The 21,295-nt window shown below is 43.6% G+C and carries 20 protein-coding genes; 15 read left to right on the top strand and 5 right to left on the bottom strand.

Features of this window, described 5'->3' with window-relative positions; genetic code table 11:
• The first annotated feature begins 86 nt into the window (after positions 1-86).
• The 9 genes from mdcA (at position 87) to madM (ending at position 7,475) form a co-directional block, all read left to right on the top strand.
• Positions 87-1,748, top strand: a complete 1,662-nt coding sequence (gene mdcA / locus CCS02_RS13060; protein ID WP_072838544.1) for a malonate decarboxylase subunit alpha — start codon at positions 87-89, stop codon at positions 1,746-1,748.
• Entirely contained in the window at positions 1,748-2,644 is an 897-nt protein-coding gene (locus CCS02_RS13055; RefSeq protein ID WP_198515376.1) for a triphosphoribosyl-dephospho-CoA synthase, read from the top strand. The genes mdcA and CCS02_RS13055 overlap by 1 nt, the downstream gene beginning before the upstream one ends.
• A gap of 13 nt (positions 2,645-2,657) precedes the next feature.
• On the top strand, positions 2,658-2,972 hold the full coding sequence (locus tag CCS02_RS13050; RefSeq protein WP_100636798.1) for a malonate decarboxylase acyl carrier protein: 315 nt from the start codon (positions 2,658-2,660) through the stop codon (positions 2,970-2,972).
• Entirely contained in the window at positions 2,965-3,819 is an 855-nt protein-coding gene (locus CCS02_RS13045) for a biotin-independent malonate decarboxylase subunit beta (protein ID WP_100636797.1), read from the top strand. Before CCS02_RS13050 ends, CCS02_RS13045 begins: the two co-directional genes overlap by 8 nt.
• Positions 3,816-4,661 carry a biotin-independent malonate decarboxylase subunit gamma gene (mdcE, locus tag CCS02_RS13040; protein ID WP_100636796.1) on the top strand — a complete coding sequence of 282 codons (846 nt, stop codon included), beginning with the start codon at positions 3,816-3,818 and terminating at the stop codon, positions 4,659-4,661. The genes CCS02_RS13045 and mdcE overlap by 4 nt, the downstream gene beginning before the upstream one ends.
• On the top strand, positions 4,658-5,293 hold the full coding sequence (locus CCS02_RS13035) for a malonate decarboxylase holo-ACP synthase (RefSeq protein WP_100636795.1): 636 nt from the start codon (positions 4,658-4,660) through the stop codon (positions 5,291-5,293). The genes mdcE and CCS02_RS13035 overlap by 4 nt, the downstream gene beginning before the upstream one ends.
• On the top strand, positions 5,290-6,192 hold the full coding sequence (locus CCS02_RS13030) for an ACP S-malonyltransferase (protein WP_100636794.1): 903 nt from the start codon (positions 5,290-5,292) through the stop codon (positions 6,190-6,192). Before CCS02_RS13035 ends, CCS02_RS13030 begins: the two co-directional genes overlap by 4 nt.
• A gap of 104 nt (positions 6,193-6,296) precedes the next feature.
• Positions 6,297-6,698 (top strand): malonate transporter subunit MadL, encoded by a 402-nt coding sequence (madL, locus tag CCS02_RS13025; protein WP_072838550.1) that lies wholly within the window; start codon positions 6,297-6,299, stop codon positions 6,696-6,698.
• Between the two features lie 9 nt (positions 6,699-6,707).
• On the top strand, positions 6,708-7,475 hold the full coding sequence (gene madM / locus CCS02_RS13020) for a malonate transporter subunit MadM (protein WP_100636793.1): 768 nt from the start codon (positions 6,708-6,710) through the stop codon (positions 7,473-7,475).
• A 71-nt stretch (positions 7,476-7,546) separates the two neighbouring features.
• On the opposite strand, the gene CCS02_RS13015 is transcribed toward madM, so the two are convergent.
• Positions 7,547-8,623, bottom strand: a complete 1,077-nt coding sequence (locus tag CCS02_RS13015) for an alkene reductase (RefSeq protein ID WP_100636792.1) — start codon at positions 8,621-8,623, stop codon at positions 7,547-7,549.
• A gap of 254 nt (positions 8,624-8,877) precedes the next feature.
• On the opposite strand from CCS02_RS13015, the gene gss reads away from it, so the two are divergent.
• The 4 genes from gss (at position 8,878) to CCS02_RS12995 (ending at position 14,770) form a co-directional block, all read left to right on the top strand.
• Positions 8,878-10,779, top strand: coding sequence for a bifunctional glutathionylspermidine amidase/synthase (gss, locus tag CCS02_RS13010; protein WP_100636791.1), 1,902 nt, complete (start codon positions 8,878-8,880; stop codon positions 10,777-10,779).
• 64 nt (positions 10,780-10,843) lie between these two features.
• Positions 10,844-11,518: an aspartate/glutamate racemase family protein gene (locus CCS02_RS13005; protein WP_100636790.1), complete on the top strand. Its 675-nt coding sequence runs from the start codon at positions 10,844-10,846 to the stop codon at positions 11,516-11,518.
• 194 nt (positions 11,519-11,712) lie between these two features.
• A complete protein-coding gene (locus CCS02_RS13000; RefSeq protein ID WP_232728879.1) occupies positions 11,713-12,354 on the top strand; it encodes a TetR/AcrR family transcriptional regulator in 642 nt (213 codons plus the stop codon).
• Positions 12,355-12,367: 13 nt separating this feature from the next.
• Entirely contained in the window at positions 12,368-14,770 is a 2,403-nt protein-coding gene (locus tag CCS02_RS12995; protein ID WP_100636789.1) for a glycoside hydrolase family 3 C-terminal domain-containing protein, read from the top strand.
• Between the two features lie 273 nt (positions 14,771-15,043).
• Here CCS02_RS12995 and CCS02_RS12990 read toward each other — a convergent pair whose 3' ends face one another.
• Together CCS02_RS12990 and CCS02_RS12985 are read right to left on the bottom strand one after the other, a co-directional pair.
• Positions 15,044-16,024, bottom strand: a complete 981-nt coding sequence (locus CCS02_RS12990; RefSeq protein WP_100636788.1) for a carbohydrate porin — start codon at positions 16,022-16,024, stop codon at positions 15,044-15,046.
• A gap of 451 nt (positions 16,025-16,475) precedes the next feature.
• Positions 16,476-16,988 carry a bifunctional 4-hydroxy-2-oxoglutarate aldolase/2-dehydro-3-deoxy-phosphogluconate aldolase gene (locus CCS02_RS12985; protein WP_232728878.1) on the bottom strand — a complete coding sequence of 171 codons (513 nt, stop codon included), beginning with the start codon at positions 16,986-16,988 and terminating at the stop codon, positions 16,476-16,478.
• Positions 16,989-16,993: 5 nt separating this feature from the next.
• Between CCS02_RS12985 and CCS02_RS12980 the strand changes: the two genes are divergently transcribed.
• Positions 16,994-17,407 carry a TRAP transporter large permease subunit gene (locus tag CCS02_RS12980; protein WP_232728877.1) on the top strand — a complete coding sequence of 138 codons (414 nt, stop codon included), beginning with the start codon at positions 16,994-16,996 and terminating at the stop codon, positions 17,405-17,407.
• A 102-nt stretch (positions 17,408-17,509) separates the two neighbouring features.
• Here CCS02_RS12980 and CCS02_RS12975 read toward each other — a convergent pair whose 3' ends face one another.
• Positions 17,510-19,180 carry a GGDEF domain-containing protein gene (locus CCS02_RS12975; protein ID WP_100636787.1) on the bottom strand — a complete coding sequence of 557 codons (1,671 nt, stop codon included), beginning with the start codon at positions 19,178-19,180 and terminating at the stop codon, positions 17,510-17,512.
• Positions 19,181-19,355: 175 nt separating this feature from the next.
• A complete protein-coding gene (locus tag CCS02_RS12970; protein WP_157807997.1) occupies positions 19,356-20,144 on the bottom strand; it encodes an AraC family transcriptional regulator in 789 nt (262 codons plus the stop codon).
• Positions 20,145-20,300: 156 nt separating this feature from the next.
• Here CCS02_RS12970 and CCS02_RS12965 point away from each other — a divergent pair, with 156 nt between their 5' ends.
• Entirely contained in the window at positions 20,301-21,251 is a 951-nt protein-coding gene (locus tag CCS02_RS12965; RefSeq protein ID WP_100636785.1) for an ornithine cyclodeaminase family protein, read from the top strand.
• The last annotated feature ends 44 nt before the right edge of the window (positions 21,252-21,295 follow it).

The following is a 21,295-nucleotide window of genomic DNA, read 5'->3' as shown; positions in this document are numbered from 1 at the left end:
ATGAGAGTAATGATTCCACAAGCACATTGATTGATAGAGAATGCCTTCCTTCATACTGTGAAAGAAAAAAAACAGGATGAAGTGCGATGCAAACGAATACTGATTCTGGACATAATTGGTTCAGCCGTCGTCAAAATAAAGAACGCCGTATGTCAGATCTTAGTCATCTAGTTGACGGGTCTATCATTCCAACAGAGAACATCGTTGCTGCCATGGAGCAGTTAATAAAGCCTGGTGATAAAGTCGTACTAGAAGGCAATAACCAGAAGCAAGCCGACTTCCTTTCTCGTTCATTAGCAAAAGTCTCCCCTGATAAAATCAACAACCTCCATATGATTATGCCTAGCATCAGTCGATCCGAACATTTGGATCTATTTGAGATGGGTATTGCTCGTAAACTTGATTTCTCTTTTTCTGGCCCACAAAGCTTACGCATTGGCCAACTAATGGAAGATGGCCTTTTAGAAGTTGGCGCTATACACACCTATATCGAGTTGTATGCTCGACTTTACGTAGATCTTAATCCAAATATTGCGCTACTAGCGGGTTTTAAAGCAGACAGATTAGGCAATATTTATACAGGACCAAGCACGGAAGATACGCCTGCGTTAGTTGAAGCGGCTGCATTTCGTGATGGCATTGTAATCTTCCAAGTCAATGAAATTGTCGACGATGTGTCGGACTTACCGCGAGTAGATATTCCGGCGTCTTGGGTCGATTACATTGTCTTAGCGGATCAACCTTTCTTCATCGAACCTTTGTTTACTCGTGATCCTCGCCTTATTACACCGCTGCAAGTTTTGATGGGCATGATGGCGATCAAAGGCATCTACGCGAAACACCAAGTACAGTCTCTAAATCATGGTATCGGCTTTAATACCGCAGCGATTGAGTTGCTCTTGCCAACCTATGGCGAGTCGTTAGGGCTAAAAGGCAAAATTTGCCGCCATTGGACATTAAACCCTCATCCAACCTTGATACCTGCGATTGAAACTGGCTGGGTTGAGAGCGTGCATTGTTTCGGCACCGAACTCGGTATGGAAGATTATATTGCCAATCGTCCAGATGTTTTCTTTACCGGTAAAGACGGCTCTATGCGTTCTAACCGTGCCTTTTGTCAGCTTGCAGGACAATACGCGGTTGATATGTTTATTGGCTCGACGTTACAAGTTGATGGCGATGGTAATTCTTCCACCGTCACACGAGGCCGTCTAGCCGGCTTTGGCGGCGCGCCAAATATGGGTCATGACCCAGGCGGACGAAGACATTCATCGCCCGCTTGGCTGGATATGAAGCCCGATGACTCTTTGTTAAGCAAAGGCCGCAAGCTTGTCGTCCAAATGGTAGAAACCTATCAAGACAGTAATAAATCGACCTTTGTAGAAGAGCTCGATGCTCTAGCCATGGCGCGCGATTACAAAATGCCATTGGCTCCGGTGATGATTTATGCCAGCGATGTGACTCATGTTCTTACCGAGGAAGGCATCGCTTATGTGTATAAAGCCGAATCACTAGAACAACGCCGAGCAATGATCGCTGCAGTGGCTGGCGTTACGCCACTGGGACTCAGCCAAAACCCTGAAGTTACCGCTCAATTACGACGGGATGGCTTGGTTGCTTACCCAGAAGATTTAGGCATACGAAGAAGCGATGCTAGCCGAGATTTGTTGGCGGCTTCGAGTATTTCAGACCTTGAAACATGGTCGAATGGTCTATACAAGCCACCTGCTAAATTCCGGAGCTGGTAATGACTATATTATTAAAGTTAGTGATGACCATCTTATTGAAAGATGAACAGTCTCTGGACACGACCAAGGTAAGACGCCTTGATGCCAAGAGTCTTGCTCGACTTGCTGCTCAGGCATTAAAGCAAGAAGCAACGTTGAGTCCAAAGCCAGCCCTCGTGGATTCACGAGGTTCTGGTGCCCACACTGATATGGATGTGGGTTTGTTAATGAGATCTGCTCATTGCCTTGAACCTTACTTTTGCAAGATGGCTGAAAATGCAATCGTGCGCCCAATAGGTTCTGAGCTGCGTCGGAATATTGGTGCCATTGGTCGTGATGCAGAACAAGCGATGCGCCAAGAGACAAACGGCGTTAATACTCATAAAGGTGCAATCTGGGCATTAGGGTTATTAGTCGCCGCGGCGACTAAAGCTAACACGCTTGATGAGTTATTTAATGACGCTGCGTGTTTAGCAAACTTACCTGACGAAGGACTTAAAGCCGTGTACCTAAGTAACGGCTTACAAGTTCGCCACCAATATGGCTTATCAGGTGCGAAGGAGGAGGCGCAACAGGGTTTTCCTCATGTCCAAGAGCTCGGACTTCCCATGTTGTTCATCAGCAGAGCTCGAGGCGACTCAGAATCCGATGCTCAACTTAACGCATTATTAGCCATTATGACGCGACTTTCAGACACCTGTGTTGCGTCACGAGCAGGACTTGAAGGGGTAAATACCATGCAGCAAGGCGCTAATGCCGTGCTTGATGCGGGTGGTACAGGCACATTATTAGGTCGTCAGTTGCTTAACAAATTAGAGCAAGACTTATTGAGATTAAATGCCTCTCCTGGTGGCGCTGCCGATTTATTGGCTGCGACCTTGTTTATAGACAGCCTGACTCACCAGACTAGCCACTAATTTAGGAGTTTTTATGGATACTTTTCATATTGTTCGCCCTGCTCGTAAAGCCCCCATTAATCAAACCTTAGTGGGCTATGTTGGGTCAGGTGATTTAGAAGTCATGATTGATAACAGCGATAGTCCTCAAGCTGACATCTATATCCACTCTTCTAGCTCGGCTGGAGAACAACGTTGGCTCGCTCTTATCGAACGTATTGAAGCCAGTCAGCCTTTACCCATGATGCGCATGGACATTCATGATTTTTCCGCGACACCGGGCGTGATTCGTTTACGTTTAGAACAAGCATTAGAGCAAGCCTTAACCAAGGAGGCGTCTTATGAGTAACGCTCAAGACTCAAGATTAAACACTAACTTTGTCGAACAAGGCGCAAGAAAACGAATTGAATACGTATTGGATTCGGGATCGATGCGTGAACTGGTTACGCCATTCGACCGAGTTATTTCGCCTTGGTTAGAAGTACAAGGCATTGTACCTCAGTTTGATGATGGCGTTGTGGTTGCTCGTGGCGCCATTGATGGCAAGTCTGTGATTGCTATCGCGATTGATGGCAGCTTTCAGGGTGGCAGTTTGGGTGAAGTAGCTGGGGCAAAAATAGCGGGCGCTCTTGAATTAGCCGTTGAAGCGAACCAAGCAGGGGAATCAATTGCCGCTGTATTAATGTTCGAAACCGGTGGTGTTCGTCTACAAGAAGCCAATTTAGGTTTGGCCGCGATTGCCGAGATTCAATCAGCCATCGTAGCGTTACGAAAACTACAGCCTGTTGTGGCATTGATTACGGGTCCAGTTGGTTGTTTTGGTGGTATGTCTATTACCGCAGGTCTGTGCAGCTATTTATTAATGACTCGTGAAGGTCGCCTTGGATTAAACGGCCCACAAGTTATTGAGCAAGAAGCTGGCGTGGGTGAATATGACTCTCGTGATCGTCCTTTTATCTGGGGTTTAACCGGAGGCGAGCAACGTTATACGACAGGTTTGGTTGACGATTTTTTTGGCTCAGATGTCATAGAAGTTCGTAACAAAGTACAAGAATATTTACGCAAAGGCGTACCAGATACCTTCCGCAGCGAAGCGGTTCAGCCTTCTTTAGACAGACTAAAAAATGTAGATACGCAGCATCAAATTACCTCTGAAGCAGCACGTGAGATTTTCGCTAAGGGAGCATCATTATGAATACTGCAGCAATCAAGACAGATACCGTAAAAACGCACCGTGGTCGTGTTTGGTTTGATCTATTAGCAGACAATATGATGGTGCATGAAGGTGCCGTTCCCTCGGTGATGATTGCCAATGGCAACTTAGCTGAACTTCCATGCTCACTGATATTGGTTCAACCCGATAAAAATAACCTCTACCCAAGAGCCATTAATGGCGAGGTAGGGCTTTTGGAAGGTTGGGCACTGGCGGATGCTATCCATAATATTGTTTCTAAAGACGCTGAAAGCGAACAAAAATCAGCCATTATCGCCATTGTCGATGTACCTAGTCAGGCTTATGGACGAAGAGAAGAAGCGCTTGGTATTCACCAAGCCTTAGCGGCTGCCGTTTCTGCTTATGCTCAAGCCAGACAAGCAGGCCATCCCGTTATTTCGCTACTCGTCGGAAAAGCCATGTCAGGAGCATTTTTAGCTCACGGCTATCAAGCCAATACGATTCTTGCCCTAAATGACGATGGCGTCATGGTGCATGCGATGGGCAAAGCCGCGGCGGCTCGAATTACCATGCGCTCTGAAGAGGAATTAGATCAACTAGCCAAAACCATACCGCCAATGGCTTACGACCTTAAAAGCTTCGCAACGCTTGGGCTGATTGAAAAGTTTATCGATGTAAGCAGTGCTGATGCACCTTCTTCTAAAGATATTGAGCTAGTGCAAATCCTATTAGCCGATGCCGTAGAAAGCCTGAAGGGCGACACGCAAATAACAAAGCGTTTACAAGGTGAGAATAGAGGTGCATCGCGTCGAGTTCGTGAACTACTTCGCGCTCAATGGAAAAAGGCTGAGCCAAGCTTATGATGTGGCTGGCGCACGATTTACTCTGGCTTGACCGTTCTTTGCTTGTTGCTGGTGCTGAAAAACCAGACCTACCTGATTGGGTAACAAGTGGAAATGGCCCAGTTGTCGTGCGCCGAGAACTGGTTTCGATAGCAGAGCTTGTCGCAGTAGGTGTTCGTGGTGCTAACAAAAGTGAACGTTGTGCCGCTTATGCTCCTCTATCTGCGGTGCAGTCGAGCTTAACGCCTTATGAAATAACAAGGGCACAAGCTTGGTTAGATCATCAAGATCGCTTTAAAGCCCCCGTTTTACAGGCTCTGGAAATAGTCGCCCAAATGCTCAACGGTCATAATTTAGAGTGGGGGATTACCGGAAGCCTTGGTTACGAGCTTGCAACTGGAGATAAGCAAATCCATGCGAAAAGTGATCTGGACTTAGTCATCAAGGCACCAAAGCCATTAAGTAAATCCTTTGCACGGGAGCTATTGAAAGAGCTAGGCGAATTACCATGCCGCCTAGATATTCAAATCGAAACAATGACCGGAGCAATGGCATTATTAGAGTGGGCTGGTGAAAGTTCGACAGTGCTTATTAAAACGGAAAAAGGCCCATTTTTGGTCGCTAATCCTTGGGAAGGAGGTAGGCAATTATGACTCAAGTATTTACCTTTCCGGGGCAAGGGTCGCAGCGTGCTCACATGTTACAAAACTTACCAGATCATCCTAATGTGACCCTTATAAAACAACAGGCTGAGGATATCTTAGGCGTAAAACTAAACGCACTAGATTCCCAAGAAGCGCTCACTGATACGGTGAATGTGCAGCTTGCACTATTAATTTGTGGAGTGGCTTGGGGACAATATTTACAAAACGTAGGAATAAAACCTGACTACGTTTTAGGTCTTTCTATCGGGGCTTACCCTGCAGCAGTGGTAGCAGGAAGTCTAGATTTTGGCGATGCATTACGATTAGTAAAAGCTCGCGCCGATTCCATGAAGTCAGCTTACCCTAGTGGATATGGCATGCTTGCAATCACCGGAGCAGAATTTAAACATGTGCAAGCCGCCGTAAATTTACTTCAAGAAAAGGGCGAAAAAGTTTATCTTGCTAATCTTAATGGAGAATATCAGTTCGTCCTTGCTGGAGAAAAGCGAGTTTTAAAAAACGCAGCTGAACAAGTTAGAAGCCAAGGGATTGGTGCAAGCGTCTTTTTAGATGTAACCGTACCCTCGCACTGCCCTCTACTCAAAGAGCAGTCGGAAAAACTTCTTGCCATGTTTCAAGCCATCACGTTGAAGACATCTAACAGTCTATATGTCAGTGCCTCCAAAGCTCGAGTCTTACGCAAGCCTGATGATATAAAAGAAGATTTAGCACTAAACATGGCACACCAATTACATTGGTATGACAGCTGTCAGATGCTTGCTGAGCGAGGTGTAAACAAAGCTCTAGAAATGCCTCCTGGCAGTACTCTGACAGGGCTATTTCGGAAGGTTTTAAACGGTGGTGAATGCTACAGTATCGAAAACATAAATCTTAAGACTATTTTATGAACACACCTAAGAACATGAGGCTGAAGCCGGGAGGTAAACACAACTTTATAGACCAGTGCAGTACTTTCATCCAAAAACAAAAATGATAAGAGTGGGAGAAAAAAATGATTATTTACGGCGTCGCGTTATTATCAATATGTACGTTAGCAGGGATTAGTATAGGGCAGATTTTAGGCAACTTAATGGGCCTTCCTGCGAATGTTGGCGGTGTTGGTATTGCCATGATTTTACTAATTGTTGCAGGCAGCTATTTAAATAAAAAAGGCTATATCGATGCAAAAACAGAACAAGGTGTTGAGTTCTGGAGCGCCATATACATACCTGTTGTTGTCGCTATGGCTGCAACACAAAACGTTCATGGTGCATTAAGCGGCGGCCCAATGGCAATCCTTGCCGGCGTCATGGCGGTTGTTGTCGCATTTGCTTTAGTGCCTGTTATTGATCGTATGGGAAACAGCGACAATACAGAATCTGCTAATTCCACTAAATCAACTAATAACCTATAAGGTGACTGTATGTTCGAATCTTTACTTTTAGTTAGCACGAAATACAGCTTAATCACTGGATTTGCCGTTATAGGTTTTACTATGTGGGTCTCGTATTGGCTTTCAGCTAAATTGACTCAAGGTCGTATCCATGGCTCGGCTATTGCGATTTTATTGGGCTTAACTATGGCCTATTTCGGCGGCCTTTTCACTGGTGGCAGTAAAGGTGTTGTAAACGTTCCTTTATTATCTGGTATCGGCTTACTAGGCGGCTCAATGTTGCGAGATTTCGCCATTGTCGCTACAGGCTTTGGTGTCAAAATAGATGAATTAAAACGTGCAGGAATGGCTGGCGTTACCGCCCTTATCTTCGGTATTTTTTCTTCTTTTATCGTTGGTGCTGTCGTAGCCGTAATGTTTGGCTATACCGACGCCGTTAGCATAACCACCATTGGTGCTGGAGCGATCACTTATATTGTTGGACCTGTAACGGGTGCTGCAATAGGCGCAAGTTCAGAAGTTATGGCATTGTCCATTGCAGCTGGTTTGGTGAAATCAATCCTTGTTATGGTGGCAACACCATTTGTCGCGCCGCTTATTCGTCTTAATAACCCAAGAACAGCCATTATATTTGGTGGTCTGATGGGAACATCGAGCGGTGTTGCTGCAGGACTTGCAGCGACTGACGCCAAACTTGTTCCTTATGGCTGTATCACTGCAGCCTTCTACACAGCTCTTGGCTGTCTTTTAGGGCCTTCTATTCTATTTATCGCCGTAAGAGCAATCCTCCCTGGCTAATTGAGCCATCAGAAACAAAAACGCCAAGGCAAATGCCTTGGCGTTTTTGTTGGCTACATCAAGTTGACATATTACGCCGTCATAAACGGATAATCTGTATAACCTTCTTTACCAGACGTGTAGAAAGTATTTGGATTAGGCTCGTTTAATTCCGCTCCAGCTTGAACGCGTTCAACAAAGTCTGGGTTAGCAAGAATGCCTTTACCAAACGCCACGCTGTCCGCCTGATGACTCGCAATAACCTGATTAGCTTCTTCAGGTGAATAACCCATATTGACCATTAAATGGCCTTTGTACACTTCGCGGGCAACACTCACCACATCTGCTTGCTGCACACCAAAGAAATCCGCACGCATCAAATGTAAGTACGCCAAGTTAAATCGGTTTAGGTGTTCACTCAAAAAGCGCGTCCAAGCCATAGGGTCACTCTCTTTCATGCTCTGGAAGCTGTTAAGCGGCGATAAACGCAAGCCCACGCGCTCACTGCCCAATACTCCCGTTACCGCATCAAGTACTTCCATCAAAAAGCGCGAACGGTTCTCCAAAGAACCACCGTATTCATCAGTACGTTGATTGGCACTTTCACGCAAAAATTGATCGATCAAATAACCATTCGCACCATGAATTTCTACGCCATCAAAGCCAGCTTCTTTCGCATTGATCGCGGCTTGGCGGAAATCATTAACAATGCTTTTTATCTCATCAACGGTTAATGCACGAGGTACTGCGTATGGTTTTTTACCTTCTGGTGTATGAGTTTCACCATCGATAGCAATGGCACTGGCAGAAACCGACTCTTTGCCACCATTCAACAAAGGATGCGCTGCACGCCCGCCATGCCAAATTTGCATAAAGATACGACCGCCTTTTTCATGTACAGCGTTTGTCGTTAGTTTCCAACCTTCGATTTGCTCTTGGGAATAAATACCTGGGTCGTCACCAAACGTCGACGTACCTTCCGTAACCATGGTGCATTCTGTAATCAACAAACCAGTACTTGCGCGTTGAGCGTAATACTCCGCCATCAAGGCGTTAGGCTGATGACCTGGGGCACGTGTACGAGTTAAAGGCGCCATGATAAAACGATTTGGCAATTCTATGCTTCCCAATTTTACCGGGCTGAACAGGTTTGTTTCTGTGCTTGTCATTATGAACTCCAGAATAAATTTCAATCTTGATATCAAGGATAAACACTACATATGGCAGTTATTTTAAAAAACAATCTCGTGCACTTTCTTTCCCGAATAGTCGTTCCAAGTTCACTAAATAGTAGCTCAAAAAATAACCGCCATCAGTGCTTGCAGCTGAACTTTTCAAGGTCTATATTGCGAGCACCAGACGATAGTTATGTCGCCTTTCTTTTACCCTTTAAAACACTTTCTGTGTGAGGTAAATCAACCTAATGACATCCGATTCCAGTAGGCCAATGGCTCCTTTTGGCACCTTGTTAGGCGTAGCTCCGGGCAATGTGCCCGTTTACTCTTCCGATTACGATTCCGCCGATGATAATGAATTACCTAACCGCCATGCTTATCGTAGCTATGTGGATGGTATTTTCATGGGTTACAAGTGGCAGTGCGTTGAGTTTGCCCGCCGCTGGCTGTATCTCAACAAAGGTTACATCTTTGATGACGTCGCCATGGCCTATGATATTTTTCGCCTTACCTCGGCGCGCTTAATCGCCGACGAAAGCCGCTTGCCATTGAAATCGTTTCGTAATGGTTCGTTGCGTCATCCAGAAGTGGGCGCACTGCTAATTTGGAACGAAGGCGGTGAGTTTGAAGTCACCGGCCATGTGGCGATTGTCACCAAAGTGTTGCCAGATCGCTTGTACTTGGTTGAGCAAAACGTCGGTCATCAGGTATGGAAAGAAGGTCAAGACTATTCCCGCGTGTTAGACGCTAGAATCAGTGAAGATGGCGGCTATTGGCTACGTTGCTCCTATGGTGATGCTTCGGTTATGGGCTGGGTAATACAAACTGACAATGATTTACATGCTGAAAATATTGAACCTGAAAATCCAGCATTGTTTGATTTACAGATACGCCACGTGCCCAACAAAGGCCAAGCTTCTCGCGCTTGGTTAAATGTAGCAAATCCAGCAGAAGAAGCCTTTGTCGACATGATGGGCGGACACAAACTCGCCAGCCGACAGGAAGACGACTACAAATACATGGTGATGACGGAAACCGCCGAACGTGAGCTAAAACGCGCAACCAATGAATTACACGCCTTGTTTATGCACGCCACAGATTACGTATTGCAAAACGATGACCTTCTTTCCAGCTTTAATATTCCGCCCGCCTTGTGGCCTAAAATCCATCAATCTTGGGATAACCGTCGCAACCAAATGATCACTGGACGCTTTGATTTCAGTCTTTCCGCTCAAGGCATCAAGGTCTACGAATACAACTGCGATTCAGCGTCTTGCTACATGGAAGCAGGTATTATTCAAGAGAAATGGGCCAAGCATTATGGCGCGACAGAAGGCGAAGGTTCGGCAACTGAATTGGTCGACGAACTAATCGAAGCGTGGAAAAATAGCGATGTAAAAGGCGTGATTCACATCATGCAAGATACGGATCTAGAAGAGAACTATCACGCGCTTTTCATGAAACGCACCATGGAAAAAGCCGGACTGAATTGCAAGGTTATCAAAGGTGTAAGTAGTTTACGCTGGGACAAAGACGGTGATGTGGTCGATGAAGATGGCGTGAAAATTCGTTGGGTATGGAAAACCTGGGCATGGGAAACCGCGCTTGATCAAATTCGTGCTGAATGTGACGACGACGAGCAACGCCTACGCGACTATCAAACCGATGTACTTCGCAGTGAAGCACCACGTTTAGTCGATGTTTTATTACGTAAAGACGTGATGGTCTATGAACCTCTTTGGACGCTTATTCCTAGTAATAAGGCGATCTTGCCCGTTTTATGGATGCTTTTCCCTGATCATCCGTATTTATTGGAATCGTCATTTGAGTTAAGTGATGAGCTAAAAACCAACGGTTACGTGAGCAAACCGATTGCTGGTCGCTGTGGTTTTAACATCAGCATGTACGATGGCGAAGATGCCTTAATGGAAGAAACTGCTGGTCGTTTTTCTCATCAAGATCAAATCTTCCAAGCTCTGTGGAAACTGCCTGACATTGAAGGCTATCGTTCACAAGTCTGTACTTTTTCTGTAGCAGGACATTACGCAGGTAGTTGTTTGCGCGTGGATCCAACCTTGGTCATTACCAAAGACAGTGATTTAATGACCTTGCGCGTTATCGAAAACGACGATCTCATCGATAACAAATAATCCTAAACACACCAATACCTGTACCCCGTATTGGTGTGTCATGATTAACACTAAGAGACAATTTATGACGACTCAACCTCGTATTGCCTTGATTCATGCTTTAGAAGAATCCGTTATTCCAGCCCGTGAGACCTTCATCAAAGAATGGCCTGAAGCGTTTTGTTTTGACTTGTTGGATACCTCCTTGGCTATCGATTTAGCAAATGCCGGTAAACTCGATGACACTATGATGGATCGCTTTAGCGAGTTAGCGGACTACGCGGCACGTACTACTGGTAAAGCAAATAAAACCGACGCTATTCTATTCACTTGTTCAGCCTTTGGCCCTGCCATTGATGCGGTTAAACATCAGCTAACAATACCGGTCTTGCGGCCAAATGAATCGGCTTTTGAAGAAGCTATTAAAATGGGGAATCGTATCGGTTTGATGGTTACGTTTGGCCCTTCTTTACCAGCGCTCAAAGCTGAATTAGAAACTATGGCTGAGTCACTGGGTAAAACCATTAATGTACTTCCTGTTTTGGTTGAAGGTGCTTTAACTGCATTAAAAAGCGGTGATGTGGATACTCACAATAGGCTTGCTGCCGAGGCCTGTTCCCAACTAAACGATATCGACGTGCTGGTGTTGGGACAGTTTTCTCTTGCTAAAGCTGCTCCTTTAATTCGAGAAAGACTGACTATTCCTGTACTAACCACACCAGAAAGCGCCGTGAAGGCCTTGCGAACATTGCTTGTCTAGTACCTTAAAAGCCAACTATTCCCTATCTGTTACACACTAAAGTGATGTTCTTCAACGTCACTTTTTTGTTTTGATTTCATCCACTCCATTTTATTCAGTCCTTTTCCGCTATTAAAACCTTGACTCCATACTGCACGCCTTTTAGATTAGACAGCAACAAATATAACACGTGTAACATTTTTATGACTTCTAGAATGATCCACCAAACCGAAGCCACTCGGGACAAAATCATCAACATTGCCGAAGCACTTTTTATCGAAAACGGCTTTGCTGATACCCAAATGAAAGACATTGCGACGGCCACTGGCATGAGCCGTAATACCCTATATCGCTACTATCAAGACAAGTACGATTTAGGTTTTGCCATTCTTGTGGTGGTTCTCACACGCAAGATCGGCGTTTATGAAGGCATCATAGGAAACATCAAAGCACGTCACTATTCCAGCATTCACGAAGGCCTTGGCGTATTAATGAATGCCTATTCAGACCTTCAATATGCTGACGACGACCGCTTCATTGCCGAATTTGATGGCTACTATGCTGGATCCCGCATACCAACCGAATTTCGTGACAAATTGACTCAATTATTGCCCGACACAGTAAGCCAATCTCTTACTGACATTGTCGCATTAGGGCAAACCGAAGGTAGCATTCGAAACGATATTCCAGCCGCCTACTTAGCGGTAACACTATTCAATGCGGTCCCGACCTTTTTCCGCCGCATGCTACTGCGCCGAGATGCCTTAATGGAAATCGAACAAGATGCCATTCCACAACTCACCCCCGTGTTAATTCAATTACTACTCGATGGTATGAAACCGTCACCACAACTCTAGAAAGGATGAAACGATGAGTGATACAAAAATAAAACAACTCTTAGCCGAACTAACCCTAGAAGAAAAAGCCATGTTCTGTACAGGCAAGGATTTTTGGAACCTACATGGGATTGAACGTTTAAATTTACCATCCATCATGGTAACTGATGGCCCTCATGGCTTGCGAAAACAAGCAGGCGAAGGCGATCATGTCGGCCTAAACGCAGCGGTAAAAGCCACCTGTTTCCCAACAGCATCAGGGCTTGCGGCATCTTGGAATACCAAACTTATTGAAGAAATGGGCGTAGCGCTTGGCAAAGAATGCCGCGCCGAAGATGTGTCTGTCTTGCTTGGCCCAGGCACCAATATTAAACGTAATCCATTAGGTGGCCGTAACTTCGAATACTTCTCTGAAGATCCATTACTTGCTGGCGATATGTCAGCGGCTTGGATCAAAGGCGTACAAAGCCAAGGCGTGGGTACCAGCTTAAAACATTTCGCGGTGAACAATCACGAACACTGCCGCATGACTGTAGATGCTATCGTCGACCAAAGAACTCTTCGTGAGATTTACCTACCGGCTTTTGAAAGAGCGGTTACACAGACACAACCTTGGACTGTCATGTGTTCTTATAACAAGGTTAATGGCACATACGCGGCAGAGCACAAACAATTGCTCGACGATATTCTTGTTAAAGAATGGGGCTTCGAAGGCATTATCGTTACCGATTGGGGTGCAAATAACGACCGCGTTGAAGGCGTTAAAAACGGTCAGCATCTTGAGATGCCAAGCTCTGGTGAGATGAATACTAAGAAGATCATTACCGCTGTCGAGAACGGCCAGCTAACGATAGAAGCTTTAGACAAATCCGTCGCTCGCGTATTGGAACTGACTCTGAAATCACAAGCTTCCCTAGAAGCCAATACAGTTCAAGCAGACTTACAAGCTCACCATGAGCTCGCAGCAAGCATCGCAGAAGAAACCTGTGTACTATTGAAAAATGATGGCTTATTACCAGTTCCCGTCGGGAAGAAAATCGCCGTTATTGGCGCTTTAGCCAACAACACTCGCTACCAAGGCGCGGGCAGCTCTAAGATTAATCCATTCAAATTGGAACAGCCTCTCGACGAAATCAAAAAACAATTTGGTGCCGATAACGTCAGTTATACTGCGGGTTATCACCTAAATGATGCGGAAGATAGTACCGAGATCGCCAATGCGGTTGAACTCGCGAAACAAGCAGATGTGGTCTTTTTGTTTGCCGGGCTAACGCCAAAATATGAATCCGAAGGCTTTGACCGCCAGCACCTGAATCTACCACAAGTCCAGCTGGATCTTATAGCGGCTCTTGGCGAACAGCTCAGTAAAACCGTGGTTGTTTTACAAAATGGCGCCCCCGTATTATTGCCTTTCGTAGATAAAACCGCCGCCATACTTGAAGCCTATTTAGGCGGCCAAGCAGGCGCGTCAGCGGTTGCTAAAGTACTTTCTGGTGACGTAAACCCAAGCGGGAAATTAGCAGAAACCTTCCCTGCGAGTTTAGACGATGTGCCAAGCCAACCGTATTTCCCAGGTACCACTAAGCAAGTTCAATACCGTGAGGCTATTTGGGTAGGCTATCGCTATTTCGATACCACCAACACTGAGACACTCTTCCCATTCGGCCATGGTTTGTCTTACACAAACTTCACTTATTATCATTTGAAATTGCTAAGCGGTGATAAAACGCAATTTAATGAAAGCGATTCCATCAAGCTGAAAATTACCATTACTAATACTGGCGATAGAGCCGGAGCAGAAGTTGTACAGTGCTATGTGGGACAAAAATCTCCGTCACAACCTCGTCCAGCAAAAGAGCTTAAAGCCTTTGAGAAAATCTTTTTAGAGCCAGGTGAGAGCAAAGAGGTTATGTTCAAACTGGATTATCGAGCCTTCGCTTATTGGCATAAAGAAAAAGCGGCTTGGATTGCCGAAAGTGGTGACTATCAAATTCATATTGGCTCTTCTGTTAATGACATTCGAGATACCGCGACAATCGCCTTAGAGACAGGCATCGTGGCCGAGCAACCAAATTTCGCTTTGGCTACGTATTTTGATCCCGCTAAACGCGACTTCAACGACGCAGCTTTTAGTGCTTTATTGGGTTACGACATTCCAACACCAACACCAATTACTCCTTACACGGTGAATTCGACCTTGGGCGACATTGCCAACGAGCCACTAGGAAAACCTCTTTTCGATGACATGCTATCTGTGTTTACACAAATGATGGGGGGAGATCAAAACGACTCAGCAGCAGAAGCAGATCGTCTGATGGCGGAATCTATGGTGGCCGATATGCCATTACGTAATTTACCTGTATTCAACGGTCAGCAATATAGCGAAGAAGACATTTTGATATTAATCCATTCAATGAATAGTCGCTCAATGATATAAAAACCTAATTAGGCAGTAGAAATACCCAGAGGTTCTACTGTCTTTACTAATATGGAGCCGCATTAATTTGAAGGGAGTAAAGCTTCAATTGAAGATAAGGAAAAATTAAAAAAGGAAAGGAAGTAATACAAGTTAAGAACAATACCGCCAGAAAAGGGAGTAACCAACGATATCGCTCTTGTTTTCAACTATGTCTTATCTGTCAACAGTTTAAAGATCAATATCACTAGAAAAGGGAATAACTAGCGATATTGCTCTTTTTATAACTATTTATTAGAAACCATAGTTAAAGCGAACTCGTGCCGCGGTTGTTTTATCATTTGCGCCTGCTGCTACGTCATCAGCAGTCGAATATGAACCAGCAAATGTCACCGTTGCATTTTCAATATCTAATAACGGAACAGTATAGGCAATATAGGTTGTTAACATAGATGGATCATTACCCGTCTTATTATCAACATTTGATCCAATTACGCCCAAACCAAAGTTTCCATAAACCATGTTTGCGACGAATGAGGATATCTTTTTGTCTGTAACGTCATCTTTACTGAAAGCAGCAGAAACGTTTACGTTTGCAGCAGCAACATCAAAATTTGCAGTAACGGCATAACCAGTAAGGTCAACATTAGTGCCACCTACTTCATCATACTTAACACTCTCAAAACCGGCTGTAATTGTCGCTGCACTAGTAACAAAAGTTACTGAAGGGCGAACACCTGATATAGCTTTGGTCTTATCTCCATCACCAGTGCTAGTGCCATCACCATCGCCATCACTGTACAAAGTATCAACTTCAAATTTTAGTGCATCATTAGCGTTATAATGGAAAGCTATTTGACCGCCGCCATCGCCAATACGACCACGCACTTTATTGGCCTGATAAACGTAATCATCGCTAACATGCTGAATCAAGGTATCTTTCGCTAATGGAAATAAGTTGATTGCTTCAAAACGGCCAAGCTGGAAGTCCCATGTACTATTACCTAGTTGGATAAAAGCATCATCAACTGTTGCCTCTCCATCAGTATTCAATAGCACAGTACCTTTACCAGCAAAGAAGTTATCACCCGCAGTATGCTTACTATATGCATTCAATTCGACACGACCATTCTGATCATAGGTTGTATCGCCAGTCTCAGTATCAACAGCGTCTGTGTTTAACTCGAAATTGGCGTCAAATATAGGAGCGGCATGAGCGGCGCTAACAGATAGGATGCTGCTAACAATAGCAGTAGCTAGGATAGTTTTTTTCATGATTTCAGACCTAATTTTATGTTGTTTTTATAATAAATAGAGCATTAACAAAAAACGTGTGTTTTCGTAACCAATAATACATTTCGGTAACTTTATTACAACAAAACAACATCAAGAATTATTCTTATTTTTTACTTAATTTTTTAAGATTAAAAAATAGAAATTTAACCATTTGATATGCAATGATTTTTTAAAAAAAACGAGATATGCAAAATAATTAAAATTAGCCGAATTAAGTAAAAAATACTGAAAAAAATGGCGTTATGTTTTTTAATTACATGATTATGAAATATAAAAAAACACGCAATAGCTACCGAACTGATCTGACACCTAACGTAAATCGTCCATCCAAAACATTGTTAACACATCATTTTTCGCGCAAAAAAAAATCCCAGCACACAGCTGAGATTTTTATAAAAACAAAATAGTCTACATTTCTATTCAAGTTTGCTTATTTTTGAACTTGACGCGCCTCTGCTACAGCAGCAAGAAATACTTTTGCAGCTTCAGTAACTTTAGAGTAATCGCCTGTGCCTTGTGCCGCTTTGGAAATAAAGCTCCCAACACCAACGGATACACAACCAGCAGCCAACCACTCACCAACATTTTCTGGAGTAACACCACCTGTTGGCGCTAAAGGTGCTTGTGGCAATGGAGCTCGGATTGTTTTTACGTATTGAGGCCCAAGCATATCGGCGGGGAACAGTTTGACAATATCTGCACCAGCTTCCATTGCCACAACAACTTCTGTCGGCGTATAAGCACCACAAACACTAACAGCCTGATAGCGGTTAGCGACTTGAATCATACTTGCTGTGACATGGGGACTAACAAGCAACTCTGCACCAGCAAGAATTGCAGCTCTTGCAGTTTCAGCATCTAAAACAGTGCCTGCACCAATAAGGATCCCTTGTTCTTTGTATTTTTTAGACAATGTGGAAATGATTCCAAGCGCATTTGGCACACTTAGTGTCTACAGAAAATATCCCAACATTAGTGGCCAGCACATTAGTTGCTTGGGATTTGTCTCCGATACAGTTCCTGATCGCCGTAAACATACTGTTTCTGCTGCTAGGCTGCTTGCTTGATACTGCAACCGTTGTATTGGTCATAGTGCCGCTGTTAATACCAGCTTGCCGTGAATTAGGCATTGATCTCGTTCACTTCGGTGTTATTACTCTCGTGAATCTGATGATAGGCATGATTACTCCGCCTTACGGTATATTGCTGTTTGTTATCAATGGCACAACACGTATTCCGCTTGCGGATATCATAAAAGGTGTTTTACCTTTTACCGGCGTACTTATATTTGCTCTGGTCGTAATGACAGTATTTCCAGATTTAGTCTTGTTTGTTCCAAGACTATTTGGTTATGCAGGATGAAAAATCCTAATACTTGTCGTTATTAGACTCAATCCCAGCAGGCGAATAAAATCACCTGCTGGGATTTTTTTATCCAAAACCTCATTGATACGAGTAACGCCATTAGCGATTATTAAACTTAACCGCATACATTGCGTTATCCGCTCTGTGTAATAGGCTTTCTAATGTGTCATTGTCTTCTACCAATGCATTACCCACACTAAATTGAATCGTAATATTTTGCTCCTTAATCTTGATAACAAGTGATTCACGGTCGCTCTGTAGTTGCTCAGATATAGTTACTAGGTCTTGATCACTATTTTGCTTTACGAGTATCAAAAACTCATCACCACCCCAGCGAGCCACTTCACCCTTATCTCCTACAACATTGGTTAAGTAGGTAGCAATTTCCTGTAATACTAGATCCCCTGCAGCGTGCCCATATAAATCATTAACTAACTTAAAACGATTAACATCCACATTAATTAGACCAAATGAATGGTGGTTTTTCTGCCAACGCTGCATATATTCGGTCATGTGCACTTCAAAGCCTCGACGATTATATAGCTCCGTCAAAGGATCAAGCTTAGCAAGGCGACTCAATGCCTCTGTTCGCTCCGCAACTTTATTCTCCAATTCATGTTGGTACTCCAAGAGAGATGTCGACATCTTCTGATAATGGGAAACCAGTTTTTTGATTTCTAGGCCAGCAAAACGGTTTAATTTTGGCGCTCGATACTGTTTTTTATCCAATGACCCAATAGAAAGATCCAACTCAGACAATGGCTTTGTCACAATCAATGTGAGCAATAGATAGAACACGATTAAAGCGCATACAAGGCTAATGAAAAACACGACTAGCAACCCTGAAAACTCTGTCAGAGGAAGGAAAGCATTGATATCAATAAAGTTCACTTGAAACCAATCGATTTCAGGAATGTAAACAACACTCGCGAGTTGGCGAACACCATCTTTATACACAGGAGAGGTTTTGACATGATTAGGCGCTTCTTTTGCCATTTCCAAGGTTTGCTTTAACTGCATGCGAGATTGCTCATCATCCAGCAGCTGAAAAACTAAACTCTTATCTTCGGATTGTTTCGTTAAAGAAGAGTAATCAATTAATTCTTCTCTCTGATAAAGTTGAATAGAGCCTTCATTATTAGTAAAAACAATGGCTGAATAAATATCTTGTTTTTCAACCATTTGACGTAAGAACCCTGAAAGATCTAAGCCTGTCCCCACCACTCCCAAAACGTCATCACCATCACGAATTAAGACATCACTCCAAAGCTTAATAACCCCTAATTCTACATCTGGATTTACATTCAAATGTAGATTGAGCTTTTTCGCCATGATTTGGTAAAACCATGCATCATCAGGATTAGATTCGTGAAGTGTATACCGATAAGGATCAAAATTAGATGCTTCCTTACCATCACTATAATAATAGTGCTCATTCCCTTTTAAGGCGATGAAGTAAGATTTATCCGAAAAGCGATGTCGAAATGCTTCTGTATCATAAAGCGCTTGCTGTTTTAAAGCGTCATTAAATGGATGTTTAGCCCACTCTTTTAACGATTCAAGCTCAGCAAACTCTTTAGATAAATTCACTTCTTGAATCAGTGGTAATAAAGTTCGCACTTTATCATATTGAACCTGTTTCTCGGCATAACGCTCAACCCAGCTAACAATAATATCTTCGGCCAAAACTCTCATTGAAAGCCAAGAAAAAAAACCTGTGAGCAACAAAATTAGAGTAGTCGATATTAAAAAGCGCGACTTAATAGCCATGTCAACAAGATTCCATATAATTAAAACAAAAACTGACAAGAACACTTATTACACTAGCAAGAAATGCGCCTATGAATTATAGCTGGCACATAAGACACTATTATCCATCAAAAAATAAGAGCACTTTTGTAACAAAAAAATATAAGCTGACCTATTTTATAAAGTGAAACAATAACTATTTACTACGATTGTATGTTGGCGAAAAACCTATAATTTTGCGATAAGCTCGCGAGAACGAAGAAGCATTAGAAAACCCATATTTTTCCGCAAGCATGGCAATGGAAATCGATGATGTCATAATTAGTTGATGTGCTTGTTGCAGTTTACGCGTCAAAATATATTTTTGTGGACTCATACCAAACTGCTTTTGACACACTACATAAAAATGGCTTTCACTCATATTGAAATAATGCGCAAGCCATTCATTACTAAAAGTCTGATCAGGCTTACTATCAATCAAACCGTTGAGAATCACTAAGTCTAATCGTTGATGGGCAACACTTCTCCACGCACAGTCTTGCTCACTGACGATATCAGTCACTTGCAGCAGCACCATAGGCAACATCTGCGTGCTAACTCGACGCCTTACTTGTTCAGATGCATGCTGTAATTGCTTGGCGGTAAATTCAAGACAGCCAATCAATTCAACAGGTAACTGGGAAAAAAATGGCGCTGAAGATAATAAAATATCCAGAGAAGAACCTGAACTTTCTGCAATGTAAGTCATTAAAGGATCTTGGCGATGCATATCTACCACCAGCAGCTCGCAATCCTTAGTCTGCCCAGAAAATAAGTGCGGAATGTTATTCGGTGCTAACGCAAAATGCCCTCGCCCCAACGCTCCCGAAGATTGAGGCAATTCACATGTCATTTTTCCTTTCCATCCGATCAGGATTTGAGAAAAATCATGCAGATGCTCACCTTGCTGTGTCGAGATCAAATTGTGACGAATTTCACTGTTCATAGCACTACAGCTTACCTTAAATATCATAACGACTATATTTATAGCAGCTCCCTATGGCACTGCATAGCTTTGGTATTAATCGTCATAGTTTTGGACAACTAAAGGAATAACCAACTTGCTAGGATGACACTTCACTCAATAGATAGGAGTCGTAACATGCAAATTTCAGCCGAAACCTTACGTGAACGCTTAACATGGCCAAAAATGATCAACGCTCTGCGCGCTATTTTTGTTGATGACGTTCAGTCTCCTGTTCGTCACCACCATTTTATAGACGTACCAGGCGAAGCCCAAGCCACCCTGCTACTGATGCCCGCATGGATTGAAGGTAAATATTTAGGCGTAAAACAAGTCAGCGTGTTTCCGAGTAATAACGCAAAAGGCCTACCAGGATTAACCAGTCTTTACACTTTAAGTTGCGGCAACACAGGACAAACCTTGGCACAAATGGATGGCAATGTGATAACAGCCATACGTACTGCAGCGGCATCAGCTTTGGCTTCTAGCTTTCTATCTCGTCCAAATTCTCGTTCTATGTTGATGGTTGGCGCAGGGAGAATGGGCCATCATCTTGTTCCTGCACACTGTAGTGTTCGTCCTATTGAGACAGTCTGGGTTTGGGACCGAACTATATCGACAGCGGTAGAGTTTGTCGCCGAACTACAAAACCAAGGCATTGATGCTCGCGTCTGTAACACAGAGCAACTTCCAGAAATCGCAGGTACCGTAGATATCATCAGCTGTGCCACACTTGCTAACGAGCCAATCATTCTAGGCGAATGGCTCAAGCCTGGCGTGCATGTAGACTTAGTCGGTAGCTTCACTCCAACCATGCGCGAAGTAGATAACCTAGCTATGCAAAAAGCAGAAATATTTGTCGATACTCGAGCTGGCGCCCTATCCGAAACAGGTGATTTGATCATACCAATTAGAGAAGGAACTATCTCGGCTGACGACATTCACGCGGAGTTAACTGAGCTTTGTGGCAACACTCATCAAGGCAGAACATCTCTTCGCCAACCAGATCAAGCCATCACTTTATTCAAATCTGTAGGTGATTCCCGTGAAGATTTAGCCGCGGCAATTCTGGCGTATCAGAACTCATAACATTTTTTAGTCAAAAATCAATCGACTTAACAACATCAAATACG

It is taken from the genome of Marinomonas sp. ef1 (genome assembly GCF_002806845.1).
GTDB lineage: Bacteria > Pseudomonadota > Gammaproteobacteria > Pseudomonadales > Marinomonadaceae > Marinomonas > Marinomonas polaris.
Note: the sequence above shows the minus strand (reverse complement) of the source record. Positions and strands in the feature narration are given on the sequence as shown.